The sequence below is a fragment of the Roseivirga echinicomitans genome, from assembly GCF_001592935.1.
Taxonomy (GTDB): domain Bacteria; phylum Bacteroidota; class Bacteroidia; order Cytophagales; family Cyclobacteriaceae; genus Roseivirga; species Roseivirga echinicomitans.
In genome coordinates, this window is record NZ_LRDB01000050.1 from 210,670 (window position 1) to 224,041 (window position 13,372).

Annotated in this window: 12 protein-coding genes; 6 read left to right on the forward strand and 6 right to left on the reverse strand. The window is 41.5% G+C overall.

Features of this window, described 5'->3' with window-relative positions; genetic code table 11:
* Positions 1-280 precede the first annotated feature (280 nt).
* The 5 genes from AWN68_RS15095 to ubiE form a co-directional block, all read right to left on the reverse strand.
* Complete coding sequence (locus AWN68_RS15095) at positions 281-2,854, reverse strand: M1 family metallopeptidase (RefSeq protein ID WP_068417439.1); 2,574 nt, start codon at positions 2,852-2,854, stop codon at positions 281-283.
* A complete protein-coding gene (locus AWN68_RS15100; RefSeq protein WP_068417442.1) occupies positions 2,851-3,441 on the reverse strand; it encodes a hypothetical protein in 591 nt (196 codons plus the stop codon). Before AWN68_RS15100 ends, AWN68_RS15095 begins: the two co-directional genes overlap by 4 nt.
* 33 nt (positions 3,442-3,474) lie before the next feature.
* Entirely contained in the window at positions 3,475-4,221 is a 747-nt protein-coding gene (locus AWN68_RS15105; protein WP_068417446.1) for an SDR family NAD(P)-dependent oxidoreductase, read from the reverse strand.
* A gap of 682 nt (positions 4,222-4,903) precedes the next feature.
* Positions 4,904-5,638: a type IX secretion/gliding motility protein PorT/SprT gene (porT, locus tag AWN68_RS15110; RefSeq protein ID WP_084362883.1), complete on the reverse strand. Its 735-nt coding sequence runs from the start codon at positions 5,636-5,638 to the stop codon at positions 4,904-4,906.
* Entirely contained in the window at positions 5,587-6,309 is a 723-nt protein-coding gene (gene ubiE, locus AWN68_RS15115) for a bifunctional demethylmenaquinone methyltransferase/2-methoxy-6-polyprenyl-1,4-benzoquinol methylase UbiE (protein ID WP_068417450.1), read from the reverse strand. Before ubiE ends, porT begins: the two co-directional genes overlap by 52 nt.
* Positions 6,310-6,651: 342 nt before the next feature.
* Between ubiE and AWN68_RS15120 the strand changes: the two genes are divergently transcribed.
* Positions 6,652-7,851, forward strand: a complete 1,200-nt coding sequence (locus AWN68_RS15120) for a PAS domain-containing sensor histidine kinase (protein ID WP_068417451.1) — start codon at positions 6,652-6,654, stop codon at positions 7,849-7,851.
* Positions 7,852-7,917: 66 nt separating this feature from the next.
* A complete protein-coding gene (locus AWN68_RS15125) occupies positions 7,918-8,340 on the forward strand; it encodes a VOC family protein (RefSeq protein ID WP_068417452.1) in 423 nt (140 codons plus the stop codon).
* Between the two features lie 228 nt (positions 8,341-8,568).
* On the opposite strand, the gene AWN68_RS15130 is transcribed toward AWN68_RS15125, so the two are convergent.
* On the reverse strand, positions 8,569-9,375 hold the full coding sequence (locus AWN68_RS15130) for a M48 family metallopeptidase (RefSeq protein ID WP_068417453.1): 807 nt from the start codon (positions 9,373-9,375) through the stop codon (positions 8,569-8,571).
* A 173-nt stretch (positions 9,376-9,548) separates the two neighbouring features.
* On the opposite strand from AWN68_RS15130, the gene AWN68_RS15135 reads away from it, so the two are divergent.
* Genes AWN68_RS15135 through AWN68_RS15150 form a run of 4 tightly spaced genes read left to right on the forward strand, consistent with a single transcriptional unit; the run spans position 9,549 to position 13,364 of the window.
* Positions 9,549-10,157 carry a fumarylacetoacetate hydrolase family protein gene (locus AWN68_RS15135; RefSeq protein ID WP_068417456.1) on the forward strand — a complete coding sequence of 203 codons (609 nt, stop codon included), beginning with the start codon at positions 9,549-9,551 and terminating at the stop codon, positions 10,155-10,157.
* The gene (locus tag AWN68_RS15140; protein WP_172796076.1) at positions 10,144-12,039 is read left to right on the forward strand and encodes a M23 family metallopeptidase; all 1,896 of its coding nucleotides are present in this window, start codon (positions 10,144-10,146) and stop codon (positions 12,037-12,039) included. The genes AWN68_RS15135 and AWN68_RS15140 overlap by 14 nt, the downstream gene beginning before the upstream one ends.
* A gap of 2 nt (positions 12,040-12,041) precedes the next feature.
* Positions 12,042-12,491: a thioredoxin-dependent thiol peroxidase gene (bcp, locus tag AWN68_RS15145; protein ID WP_068417462.1), complete on the forward strand. Its 450-nt coding sequence runs from the start codon at positions 12,042-12,044 to the stop codon at positions 12,489-12,491.
* Between the two features lie 24 nt (positions 12,492-12,515).
* Entirely contained in the window at positions 12,516-13,364 is an 849-nt protein-coding gene (locus AWN68_RS15150) for a transketolase (protein WP_068417464.1), read from the forward strand.
* Positions 13,365-13,372: the final 8 nt, after the last annotated feature.

A 13,372-nucleotide genomic window follows, 5' to 3' on the forward strand; every position in this document is an offset into this window, starting at 1 on the left:
GCTGGTACAGATCACTTTTACCAAAACCTTTAATCCCGTAGGGATGACCTGTTGGTAGCAGTGAATTAATCACTGCGTTAAGCTCCGTAGGTGCGACCTATTGGGTGGCCTTTTTCATTTATATTTTAGCTCTCTAGTTGATTTTCAACTGAAGACTGTTTTATAGATTTTTCATCCTGAGTGAAGCGAAGAAACTATAATTAAACCCAATACGCTGTACTCACTACTCAATACTCAATACGCTGTACTCACTACCAAATACTCTTTACCCAATACTCCTTTACTTCTGCTGCAAACTCTGCTTCCCTCCTAGAATTCTTTCTGAACGGAAAAGGTTGTCTGCCGCTTGCAAGATCTTCATTTTCAATTGTGCATTGTAATCAGGATTATTCTTAAGGAAGTCACGTACAATTTTCACGGCTGAAGCTGAATTGTAATTGCCCAAAGTTTGGTCCGTCCAACGGGTTGGGAAGAAGATATCTCCCGTTTCTTGAATCTCTTTAAGCAATTCAAGACTTGGCAAAATGTACTTTTCAGAAGACTCTTTTCTCAACGGATGATGCAAAGCACCCAAAGCAGAAAGCACCCAAGACTCGGTTTCGCGGTTTTTCGCATCCTTCAACGACTCAAAGAATGTATCGCGTACCTGTTGTGAGTTAGAAAGCGCAGGCATCACAAATTCGAATCTACGTTTGGTGTCAGGGTTTTTGATGGAATCCAGTTGCTGTTTCAGAATGGCATCTGCCCGCTCTGGTAAACGAATGGCCAATTGCGAAGCCAAACCTACTTTATCATTCTCTGATAAATTGAGCCCTTCCACTTTGGCGCCATTCCAAATGTCGTACAAACGCCCGGTGTTGTTATCGGTAATGGTCACATTACGGAAGGCATTAAAGAAGACTTTCTTTACACTTGGTTTATCCGACTTGGTTTCCATTAAGAAATATAAGGTGCGCTCCAAGTCGGGTGCTACGCTGGTCCTTTCGGCTTCGGTTAAATATGACCAATAGATATTATTCATTTGGCCTAAAACCAAGTTCAAAATCAGCTCATTCTCTTCTTTGGCAATGACCCATTTCACCATTTCTATGTAACCCACGCGAGGAAGTTTTCCGTCAAGGAAATTCTCATAGAGGTTCACAAAGGTGGTTCCCTTTTCAACGTCCGTCATGCGCGAATAACGTTGCGTCACCATATTCATATCGGCTTCAAAGAGGCCATAACCTCTTCCATCGGCATTCAGAACAATATCGCCCAATCGTAGAATAGGCAGGTCAACATTCAAAACCGCTTGTTTAGAGGCGAGCTTCTTGTATACCTTGGTTTGATCGAGCCAAGCCGCAGCACTAAAAACCTGTGGCCAGGTGCGGTCCTTTCCAGAAGGGTCAAACTGACTTAACTTGATTTCGTTGAGCATCCCCTGCTGACGAACAAGCTCCAACTGAAACTCGGGACGGCCAGCCGTATTCACCCAAACCTCACTCCATGTTTTCAAATCTTCTGGCGTTTTCTTGTCCAGAATATTGATCAAATCGGGCCATGTGGCATTGGTGAAAGAATAGGTTTTCAAGTACTCTTGCATGCCTTCTTGGAACAATTGTTCTCCAATGAGCATTTCTAGCTGACGCATCATAATGGGTGCTTTATTGTAAATAATGGCACCATACATTTGCCCCGCTTCGTTCAGGTTGTTCAGTTCTTGTCGGATTGGATTTGCCCCTTCCGTTCTGTCCACGCCATAAGCTGACGGATAATGACGCACCAAGAAATTTAACTCATGGTCGATTTCTGGAAAGCTTGGGTTCACCATTTTGGCGGCCATAAAATTGGCAAATACCTCTTTGGTCCACACATCATTGAACCAGTCCATAGTCACCAAGTCACCAAACCACATGTGGGCAGTTTCATGTGCAATTAAACTTGCTCTGCTCAATAACTGAGATTGCGATGGATCTTCATCCAAGAAAAGGCTATTGGCTTGGTACTGAATAGCGCCTACATGCTCCATTCCGCCATATTGGAAACTAGGAATGAGTGCAAAATCGAATTTCTTAAAGGGATAATCAATCCCTGTGTATTCTTGTAACCATTGAATTGAAGCCCCGTGTAGATAGAAAATCAAATCGAGGTTTCTGGCTACTTTTGCGCTGTCAGTTTCCCTGTGGAGCATGGTCATTTCCATTCCTCCCACATTTTGAGTTTCGGTTTTGAATTTACCTGCCACAAAAGAGAACAAGTAAGTACTGATCAAATCAGACTTTTCAAACTGAATGTTCTTTCGGCCATCTTTTACACTTAAAAGTGCCACAGGGCCATTGGCTATGGCCGTCCAGCTTTCGGGCAAGTCTAAGGTCAGTTCGTAGGTCGCCTTTAAGTTGGGCTGATCAAATGAAGGGAAAAGCGTACGTGCTCTGTCTGGAACCAACAGCGTGTACATAAACTCTTCCTTACGGTTGAGCGAAGTTTCTCCCGCAAAGAAATTGATCTCAATAATGTTCTTCCCTCTTCTCAATAAATCCTTACTAATAATGATGTGCTCATTCTTGAAATTGATTTCAGCCGATTGATCATTGACAATAATGCCTTTAAGCTTGTCAGCCGATTCTCTAAAATCTAAAAGCAGGTCTTCAGAATTGTCACTCAAGTTGAAACTCAAAGTTTCCAGCGACTGAATGGGTTGCGTAAGGGCTGCTGGCACCCTGAATTCAAGGTTATAATTGATATTGGAAACAATGGCTTTTCTAGATGTGGCCAAGGCCAGCGAAACCCCATTCTCAATGCCTCCAGACTCATCTTTGCTGTTACACGAAAAGATCAAAAAGGGAAGCAGGCAGATTAAAAGTAGTTTTTTCATATCAGAATAAAGTCTTTTCTCAATTCAGGAGGAATGCCAAAATGCTGGTCAACAAATCCATCCATGTCTTCTTTGGTTTCTTTGGAAAGCAAGCCGTTCAGTTCTTCTAAAGCCAAGCCTCCAATCATGTAAGGTGGCATAAAATTCGTCATCAAACGATCTCCCTTAAAAGAAGCAGCCACTTGAAACTCCGTCATTTCTTCTTTGGGTGTGCCATGAATCATACAATGGGACATCCACTTCTCAGGATCTTCTGGGTTTTCCTCAATGCGTTGCTGCATGGCCGAAAAATCCATATTGTTCATCATGTAATTGGAGAGGTTCTGCATGCTTTCCACAGAGAGGCTATCCTTCATTTTTTCATAGCAAACGCTGCACATGCCGTATTCGAAAAGCACTTGGGTGGAATCAAGGTGAGGGTATCTTTTAAATACCTTTTCGATCATATAAGAGCGATCGCCTTTTAACAACTCATAATCGCATTGAATGCAATGGGTGATATAGCCTTTGGTATCTGAATTTCTAAATATCTCGGGAATGGGAAGGCCTTCTTGCGGCACTTCGTCATTGAATTCTTCTTCGTACATCGTATTTCTTGTTCTTTCTGAGAAATGTAAAGCTTAGTTTTTCGCCACTAAAGTAGGCGAAGCCTGTGCGGCAGGTAAAATGAGCGTATCGGCAATATTCACATGCGCTGGTCGGGTAACAATAAAGCAAATAAGGTCTGCAATATCTTCTGCTCGAAGGGCATCAAAGCCCTCATAAGCCACTTTGGCTCTGTCTTTATCGCCTTTAAAGCGTACCAGTGAAAATTCAGTTTCCACCAAACCTGGGCAAACCTGAGACACCTTCACTCCTGTTCCGTTCAAGTCCATTCGCATGCCCGTATTAATAGCATCTACGGCATGTTTAGAACCGCAATACACATTTCCTCCCGGATAGGCTTCCTTGCCCGCAATAGACCCAATATTGACTACATGACCAGCACCTCGCTCCACCATATTTGGCACAATGGCTTTGGTGACATACAAAAGACCTTTGACATTGATGTCAATCATGGCATCCCAGTCATCAATATTGCCTTCGTGAATTTTGCCCAAACCATGTGCATTTCCAGCATTGTTGATCAACACATCAATCTGTTTCCATTCCGTTGGAAGTGAATGAAGGGCTTCCGCTACCGCAGCTCTATCGCTCACATCAAAAAGGAGTTCTAAGGTTTTTACGTCCACTTTTGCGGATAATTCTTGCAGTCGTTCCTTTCGTCTTCCACAGATAATCAATTGATAACCTTCCTTGGCCAGTGCTTCGGCAGTAGCCCAACCAATACCAGAGGTGGCTCCGGTAACCATTGCTATTTTGCTCATTCCTGTTCTAAATTCTTAAGGTTCGAATTTAGAAGAAATATGGGGAAGTATGAAGGTATTATTTATGATGTGAGTTGTGTTTTGGAATCGTTCCCATCTATTAAAGCCATTTCCCACTAGATGTAATACCTAAAGGTTATACAGCATGAATGTTACTACGAACACTCCTCCTTGGAGAAGGAGGTTGGGAGGATTGGGCTTTGGTCTCTGTAAAGAAGTAACTCTAATCCCCCTACCCCCCTTTTCGAAAAAGGGGGAAGTGCCCCAGTACTAACTTTTACTATAGCACTTTTAATAACTAATGATCGCTCACTTCTCTGCACTTCTATTAAGGGATCTTCCTTAGCAGATGAAGCCACTAAAGGCTATGCAGCACAAATATTTGCACGAACACTCCTCCTTGGAGAAGGAGGCTGGGAGGATTGGGCTTTGGTTTTAGTAAAACAGTAATTCTAATCCCCCTACCCCCCTTTTCGAAAAAGGGGGAAGTGCCCCAGTACTAACTTTTACTATAGCACTTTTAATAACTAATGATCGCTCACTTCTCTGCACTTCTATTAAGGGATCTTCCTTAGCAGATGAAGCCACTAAAGGCTATGCAGCACAAATATTTGCACGAACACTCCTCCTTGGAGAAGGAGGTTGGGAGGATTGGGGATTTGGTATTAATTTAACAGTAACTCTAATCCGTAAAGTGGAAATAGATAGAGAAGTTGTGCGTGGTAATTTGGCCTATGCCGTTGGAGTAGAAGTTGTTCGAAGGGTTTAACACATTCGTCAAGCCTCTGGAGTAGCGTATTTCAGGTTCAAGTTTGAAGAACTCAAAGTAATTTTCGAAACCAAAGCCAATTTCAGCCTTCAAGTTTCCTTTCCTTATTTCAAGTTTATCCACACCACCTAAATCTTCAGCTTTGCCCGAACGCATAGAGGCACTTACACCCGCAATCACGTACATTCTAAGATTATCGCGTCTGATGGAGCGGTATTTAACGAAGATACCAGGTTCTATTCGCGTGCTTTCAATCAGCTGCTCATCTACAGTGCCATCGGTCATATTGTACTGCACCAATTGCTGATAAAGACCAATTTTCACTGGCACAAACCTCAGGGTCAGTTGATCGTCTAATCTGAAATTGAGCATAAAACCCAAGTTAAATCCAGAATTCTGCTTAGATACGATGGAAGTTACGTCATCGTAATCGGGTCCATCAAAAGCATCGGAGTATTTTATTCCGTAGTAGTTCTGATGATAGCCCAAAAAGAAGCCATAGTTCACTTTTTTATCATCACTACCAATGCGGTTGAGCTTTACGGGAATTTTTTGCCCCAAAGCAACATTGCAAATAAATAATGCTAAACAGAAAACTATTTTTGACCGATGTATATTGAGCTTATACCAAAAGTTAGTGGCTTGCATTCAGTTTTGTTAAATCCTACTTCCCCTAAAATATTCAAAAATCTTTCACCATCGGGAAAAGCGGCTACCGATTCTGGCAAATAAGTATAAGCCGATTGATCTTTAGACACCATTTTTCCAATGACAGGTAAAATCGACTTAAAGTAAAAATTATAAAGCTGCTTCATTGGGAAAGTTCGTGGTTGCGAAAACTCTACAATAACTACCTTCCCTCCTGGCCTCAATACGCGGTGCATATCGCTCAAACCTTGCTTTAAGTTCTCGAAATTCCTTACGCCAAATGAAACGATCACGGCATCAAAGGTATTGTCTTCGAAGAGTAACTTCTCTGAATCGCCCATCTGCATATCTATGATATGATCAAGGCCCTTTTTCTCCATCTTCTGCTTACCGATTTCCAGCATTCCAGCAGAAATATCAACCCCTACTACACGGTCTGGGTTAAGGGCTAAAGCTTCAATAGCAAAATCTCCCGTTCCAGTAGCAATGTCCAAAATCTGCTTCGGCTGATGAGGTTTCAGCATTCTAATGGCCTTTTTACGCCACAGAATATCGATGCCTAGGCTTAAAAAATGATTCAAGAAATCATACTTGTGGCTAATGTTATTGAACATTTCAGCCACTTGCTCTTTTTTACTTGCTTGGTTCTCTTTGTAAGGTACAACCGCCATTTTTTCGAATTTGGGTGCAATAATACGAAGGAAACAGGGGGGATAAGAGTTTTGTTGCGATTAATTGCGGTGAAAATAGTGAGTGATCGCAGATTTATGGGGGTTATGGGATGGCGCAGATTAGATTGCTTTATACAAGTCATGTAGGGACGTGATATTTAACTTATTTAAGATTCAGTAAATTAATGAGTTCAAGACACCTTCATGAAATCTAGTTGTGTGCTCTAATAACTTTTCAATAAATTACATGGGATATGAACTCCATAAACGTGGCGCCTATATTAGGTTATAAGCAATTACCCTTATCAAAAATCGGTTGAACTTGTATGCAAACATTTAAAAATGAATGATAAACCGACATACGAAGCGTTGGAAAATCAGATTGCTGAACTCAAAAAGCAAAATGAAGCGCTACGATTGCATACCTCATCTCAAAGCGAAGTAGAAACAAAGGAAAGTAGGGAGTACATTCATGCCATCCTTAACAATATGGGTGATGCAGTATTCGTGAAGAACAATAAAAGTAAGTTGATCTTGGTGAACGATGCTTTTTGTGAGCTGTTCGGACTTTCAAGGACTCAAATAATAGGTAAAACCTTGGCCGAAAATGTATCTCCTGATGAACGAAAAAGTTTTTTGAAAATTGACAAGAAGGTACTTTCCAGTGGGCTCGAAAATATAAGCGAAGAGTCACTTACGGTAGACGGAGGCCAAACGCATATCATCTCAACACGGAAGTCACGGTTTATTGATGCTAGTGGGGAAAAATTTATTGTCGGAGTAATTCGTGATATTTCCGAACACCAAAAAGCAGAAGCAGCATTAAAAGAAAGTGAAGCCCGACTTAGGGCACTGAATACCACAAAAGACAAATTGTTCTCTATCATAGCGCATGATTTAAGAGGTCCGTTCTATAATATCATAGGCGTTTCGCAGCTGCTTATTAATGAGGTGAAGGACACTGAGAATGAGGCGACTCAAAAACCTATTGATATGATAAATTCAATAGCCAAAAACACGTTTTCTTTGCTTGACAACTTATTGAATTGGGCTAGAACTCAATCTGGTGAGCTTAATTTAGTACCCGAAAAGATCATTCTACCCGTTCTTATTCATGAAATAATAGAACTTAATAAACCGCTTGCAAGGGCCAAAGATATTACGCTGAATTATACCCTAACCGATGACATCGAGTTATACACGGACGAAAACATTTTAAGAACTGTTTTACGAAACCTCATTTCAAATGCAATTAAATTCACACATTTAGGAGGAAATGTCAATATTTCAGCGAACATCAAAAACCACCAGGTTGAAGTTGCTGTTGCTGATAGTGGCGTTGGCATGAACCAAGAAACGTTGAATAAACTTTTCAATCTTTCAACCAATGCAACATTGCCAGGCACCGCGAGAGAAAAGGGTTCTGGTTTGGGTCTAGTGCTCTGCAAAGAGTTTGTAAAAAAGCTTAATGGGGACATTTGGGCGGAAAGTGAAGTAGGAAAAGGAAGTACCTTCATATTTAATTTGCCTTTGAGTGCTTAATAAAATAAGTGATCTCGTCCCCTATTGGTGTTCCATTAAGAATAGGCAAGAAACCTTCTGTGAGAAATGAGTAATGACAGTAATGAAATAGAGATCCAGTTTTTAGACCATGTAGCAATCCGGGTGAAGGATTTAAATCAATCTGTTGAATGGTATCAAAAAGTCCTTGGCCTCAGGAAATATCAATTACCAGCATGGGGAGAATATCCGATTTTTATGCTTTCAGGGAAGACGGGAGTCGCTTTGTTCCCAGCAACGGTTACCGATCCACAGCTTGATCTAACATCAAAAAATGTAAAAATAGACCACTTTTCGTTCAATGTCACCAACGATAATTTTGAGAAAGCAAAAAGGAAATATGCAGCATTGAACCTCGAATTCACTATTCAAGACCATCATTATTTTCATTCAATTTATACCAAAGACCCCGATGGCCATACCGTTGAATTAACTACAATTGTAACTGACGAGGGAGAATTCTACGAATAAGAAACACACTGAATCCCACTAATACTCGTTTGTAACGAGTATTTACATTTCCTCAGCCCTGAAAGGGTTTCATACCAAAACGAAGGCGCAACCCTTCGAAACACCCACCCCCTATCCTTATTTAGTCCTGTAAGGACGAAACAACCTTCCGACAAAAAAAAACGAAGGGTAAAAACCCTTCGCATAACTACCTGACATATTCAATCGCCCCGAAGGACGGAATATTAATTACTTCAATGTACTCTTATTATAGTACTCCATCGCCTTTGGCAAGGCAGCGTTCAATCTTTCAATCCTAGTTTCATGACTTGGGTGCGTAGAAAGAAACTCTGGTGGGGCTTGACCGCTACTGCCTTCCGACATTCTTTCCCAGAACTTAGGTGCCTCACTCGGGTCGTAACCCGCAATCGCCATAAAAGTCAAGCCCAATTCATCGGCTTCTGATTCATGCGTTCTTGAGAATTTCAAAAGTCCAATATCTGTTCCAATACCTACTGCCTGAAACACCATTTGCTGTGCCAAAGTTGGGTCTTGACCCAGCGCCACTGCACCGATGCTTAAACCTACTTGTTTGGCATAACTCTGATTCATTCGCTCCTGACCATGTTTGGCTACCGCATGCGCTACTTCGTGTCCCATTACTACGGCAACACCCAAATCATCTTTACAAATAGGAATGATTCCAGTATAGAAGGCCACTTTACCTCCTGGCATTGCCCAAGCGTTAACTTGCTCACTTTCAATAAGGTTGAACTCCCAATCGAAACCATCCAAAAGACCTTCATAACCATTGTTGTTCATGTATTGCTCCACCGCTTTTTGAATTCTGGTGCCCACACGTTTAATCATGGCCACTTGCGCTTGATTATCCGAAAGCTTCACGGAATCCATTACTTGCTTGTAAGCATCAGCACTCATGGCAATCACTTCATCACTACTCACAACTCCAGTAAGTTGTCTTCTGCCTGTAATTGGCACAGTAGTACACCCAATCACTAAGGCTACTATAAAACTAAGTGCTACTAATTTTCTCATCACTAAAAGTTCTCTATTATTAAAAATGTATCTCCCTGAATAACAAGGTCTATTGTTATATTCCTTCGTTTCACAAAAATGATCATAAATGACAGGTTGTCAAATCAGATCGAAATTTTAATTTTGTGCTGAGGTTGCCTTTTGGTTATTCAACCCTAACTAAACTTATCCGAATGAAGATTGTTGCCATTGGACGTAATTATGCTGAACATATTGCTGAATTAAACAACGAACGCCCGACAGAACCGGTGGTATTTCTAAAGCCCGATACAGCCGTATTAAGAAATAGCGTACCTTTCTATCACCCTGATTTCTCAAATGATGTTCATTTCGAGGTAGAAATACTTTTGAAAATTAGTAGAGAAGGAAAACACATCGAGAAGAAATTCGCCCATAAATACTATGATGAAATTGGCGTGGGAATTGATTTCACTGCCAGAGATGTTCAGCAGCGCTGCAAAGAAAAAGGATTACCTTGGGAAAAAGCCAAGGCTTTTAATGGCTCTGCCCCTATTTCTGAATTTGTGAGCAAGGATAAGTTTGATTTGAATAACATCAACTTTAGCTTGCAGCAAAACGGTGAAGTAAAACAAGACGGAAATACCAATATGATGCTTTTCAGTTTTGACGACATCATTGAGCATATTTCGAAATACTTTACGTTGAAGAAGGGAGACATTATTTTTACCGGTACACCTGCGGGCGTTGGAAAAACGGTGATTGGCGACACACTTACTGCTTATATAGAGAATGAGAAAATGTTGGAAGTTGAGGTTAAGTAGATTTCATTTTATTCCCCTTTTGTTTGTTACCGTTTCGACCTTTGCCCAATACAGCAAGATCGAAAAAGGATATTATCAATTCCCCATCCAGCCAGAACGCACCAATTATCTGGCGGGAAATATGGGTGAATTGCGTGCCTCGCATTTCCATGCTGGGCTCGACATTAAAACCAATGGTGTGGTAGGACTAGATGTGTACTCCGCTGCCGAAGGTTATGTTAGCCGAATTGCTGTATCTACAGGCGGTTATGGTAATGCTGTTTACATGGTTCATCCCAATGGCACCACAACGGTATATGCCCACTTACAGCGCTTCAATAAAGAACTGGCGAAGTACGTACTGGAAAGCCAGTACAAACAAAAGTCCTTTGGCGTAAACCTATTCCCCGATCGCGGTCGTTTTAAACTGAAAAAAGGCGAAGTATTGGGCTACTCAGGAAATTCAGGATCATCTACAGGCCCACACCTTCATTTCGAAATCAGGGATGCCAGACAAGAAGTGCTTGATCCCCTCAGAATTGGCTTCACTGAAATTAAAGACAAAATCGCACCTATTGCGGAAAGAATTGCCTTGAAAACCATGGACATCAATTCAAGGGTAAATGGGCAGTTTGGTAGATTCGAATTCAACCTAGAAAAGCGAGGCAACGAATATGTGATTACTGACACCATTCGCGCAGCCGGAAAAATTGGCTTTGAAATTTGGGCACACGACAAACTGGATGGAGCAGCCAATAAAAATGGTGTCCCTGAAATTGATGTGTATCAAAATCAAGAATTGCTCTTCAGTCAAAGAATTGATTCTGTCAACTTCTCTTTACAAAACAACATTAAAGTCCACACCAATTACAAGGCTGAACAAGAAACCAACAGACGATACAACAAACTCTATGTGGATGATGGCAATGGCTTAGGTTTTTACAATGGCATCAAGAACAAAGGCTTCTTCCACCCGAAGCAAGACTCCATTTACCTTTTCCAGATTATAATGGCCGATGCTTATGGAAACCAACGCAGGGTTTCATTCAACGTAAAAGGCGCAAAGGCCTCTCCTGCCGAACTCGCACAAGTAGACCGCAGAGATCATTCCTATCTATTAGATAACACGCTTCAAATCAATAGGAAGCGTAAAGGCGAGCTGAACAATATCACTGTATATACCCAGCAAGGTTCGCACATTTTAGAGCCTGCTTATTCCGATGGTGAGGAAAACGTTTACTTGGTTGACTTGAATAGAGGCCTTCCAAAAACAATTGACTACGGAGATGATCAAGAGGAAATGGAATTCATGGATATGATTCCTTCCGAAAAAGAACACTCCTACCTTTCTAATTCCTTTTCGGCTGCTTTCGGCAAAAACACTTTGTTCGATACACTGTATTTAAAGGCAAGGCACTACATCGATGAGGAGAAGAAGATTGAAATATTGCAGATTGGTGATGACGTCTCGGCTTTAAGGGGAATCGTTGAAATTGAGCTTGTACCACTTTTACAATACGATTCCTTAGAACAATTTCAGGCCTACGCTTTAAGCAGCTCAGGTAACGCTAGCTTTGTGGGTGGTACTTGGAGCGAAGGAAAAATCAGGTTTGCCATTTCATCTTTAGGCAATTTTACGCTGAAGAAAGACTTAACACCACCGACCATAAGGCAACGCACGTCAAGCAATGGTATTCTCTATTTCAATATTGACGATGAGCTTTCGGGCATTAAAGATTACGAGGCCACCATTAACGGAGAATGGCTTTTGATGAACTACGACCCCAAGAGAAAATTGATTTGGTCAGAAACTTTAGATAAGAGCAAACCATTGAAGGGAGATTTTGCTTTAACAGTAACAGATTACGCTGGAAACAAGAAAACCCTAACGTTAAAACTTTAATTATGGCATTACAAGCAGGCGATAAAGCCCCAGATTTTGAAGGAATCGATCAAGACAGTAAGCCCATTAAGCTTTCGGACTTTGCTGGAAAGAAATTAGCCCTATTCTTCTACCCAAAAGACAATACCCCCGGCTGCACCGCAGAAGCATGCAACCTTAGAGATAATTATAATGCCCTTTTAGAGGCTGGATACGCAATTGTTGGGATTAGTTCGGATTCGGCAAAGAAGCATCAAAATTTTATTAATAAATTCGCACTACCATTTCCGCTAATTGCCGATGAAAACAAGAGTATTCATGAGCAGTTTGGGACATGGGTAGAGAAGTCGATGTATGGCAGAACTTATATGGGAACTGCCCGCACAACATTTATAATTGATGAAAACGGAGTGATTGAAGAGGTAATTGCGAAAGTGAAAACCAAAGACCACACCGCTCAGATATTGAAATAATTTTTAACCAATCATTAATACAGCGTGAATAAACCTAGTATTGAAACCCTAGAGAAAACAGCTTCTCAGGTAAGGCGTGATATTGTACGTATGGTACATGCCGTGAACTCTGGTCACCCAGGAGGCTCTTTAGGATGCACCGATTTCCTTACTGCTTTGTACTTCAACATCATGGACATCAAAAAGCCATTTGATCCAGATGGAAGAGACGAAGACATGTTCTTTTTGTCGAACGGGCACATTTCTCCGGTTTGGTATAGCATTTTGGCCCGCAGTGGTTACTTCCCTGTGGCCGAGCTTGCTACTTTCCGAAAGTTAGATTCTAGGCTTCAGGGCCACCCTGCTACCGAAGAAGGTTTACCTGGAATTCGTGTAGCTTCAGGTTCATTAGGCCAAGGCCTATCTGTAGCCTGTGGTGCTGCTCAAGCTAAAAAGCTGAACAAGGACGACAAGCGTGTGTATGTTTTGATGGGCGATGGAGAACTTGACGAAGGTCAGGTATGGGAAGCGGCCATGTATGCTGCTCACTGTAAAATCGATAACCTTATTGCTACAGTAGATTACAACGGTCAGCAAATTGACGGCCCTACTTCTGAAGTAATGGACCTAATGGATTTGAAAGCCAAATGGCAAGCCTTTGGTTGGGATGTGATTGAAAGCGATGGTAACGACATGAAGTCTGTCATCAATGCCATGAGTTTAGCAAAATCACTTTCTGGTAAAGGAAAGCCAGTAGTTAACCTGATGAAAACCGAAATGGGTGCTGGTGTAGACTTTATGATGGGTTCGCACAAATGGCATGGTGTAGCGCCAAACGATGAACAATTGGCTACCGCTTTGGCCCAGTTAGAAGAAACCCTTGGAGACTATTAATAAGCAGC

Bases quoted from the DNA above. Each gene is read 5' to 3' on its own strand.
- AWN68_RS15130 (WP_068417453.1), bottom strand. From the start codon at position 9,375: ATGAGAAAATTAGTAGCACTTAGTTTTATAGTAGCCTTAGTGATTGGG.
- AWN68_RS15125 (WP_068417452.1), top strand. From the start codon at position 7,918: ATGAGTAATGACAGTAATGAAATAGAGATCCAGTTTTTAGACCATGTA.
- AWN68_RS15135 (WP_068417456.1), top strand. From the start codon at position 9,549: ATGAAGATTGTTGCCATTGGACGTAATTATGCTGAACATATTGCTGAA.
- ubiE (WP_068417450.1), bottom strand. From the start codon at position 6,309: ATGGCGGTTGTACCTTACAAAGAGAACCAAGCAAGTAAAAAAGAGCAA.
- bcp (WP_068417462.1), top strand. From the start codon at position 12,042: ATGGCATTACAAGCAGGCGATAAAGCCCCAGATTTTGAAGGAATCGAT.
- AWN68_RS15095 (WP_068417439.1), bottom strand. From the start codon at position 2,854: ATGAAAAAACTACTTTTAATCTGCCTGCTTCCCTTTTTGATCTTTTCG.
- AWN68_RS15105 (WP_068417446.1), bottom strand. From the start codon at position 4,221: ATGAGCAAAATAGCAATGGTTACCGGAGCCACCTCTGGTATTGGTTGG.
- AWN68_RS15120 (WP_068417451.1), top strand. From the start codon at position 6,652: ATGAATGATAAACCGACATACGAAGCGTTGGAAAATCAGATTGCTGAA.
- porT (WP_084362883.1), bottom strand. From the start codon at position 5,638: ATGCAAGCCACTAACTTTTGGTATAAGCTCAATATACATCGGTCAAAA.
- AWN68_RS15100 (WP_068417442.1), bottom strand. From the start codon at position 3,441: ATGTACGAAGAAGAATTCAATGACGAAGTGCCGCAAGAAGGCCTTCCC.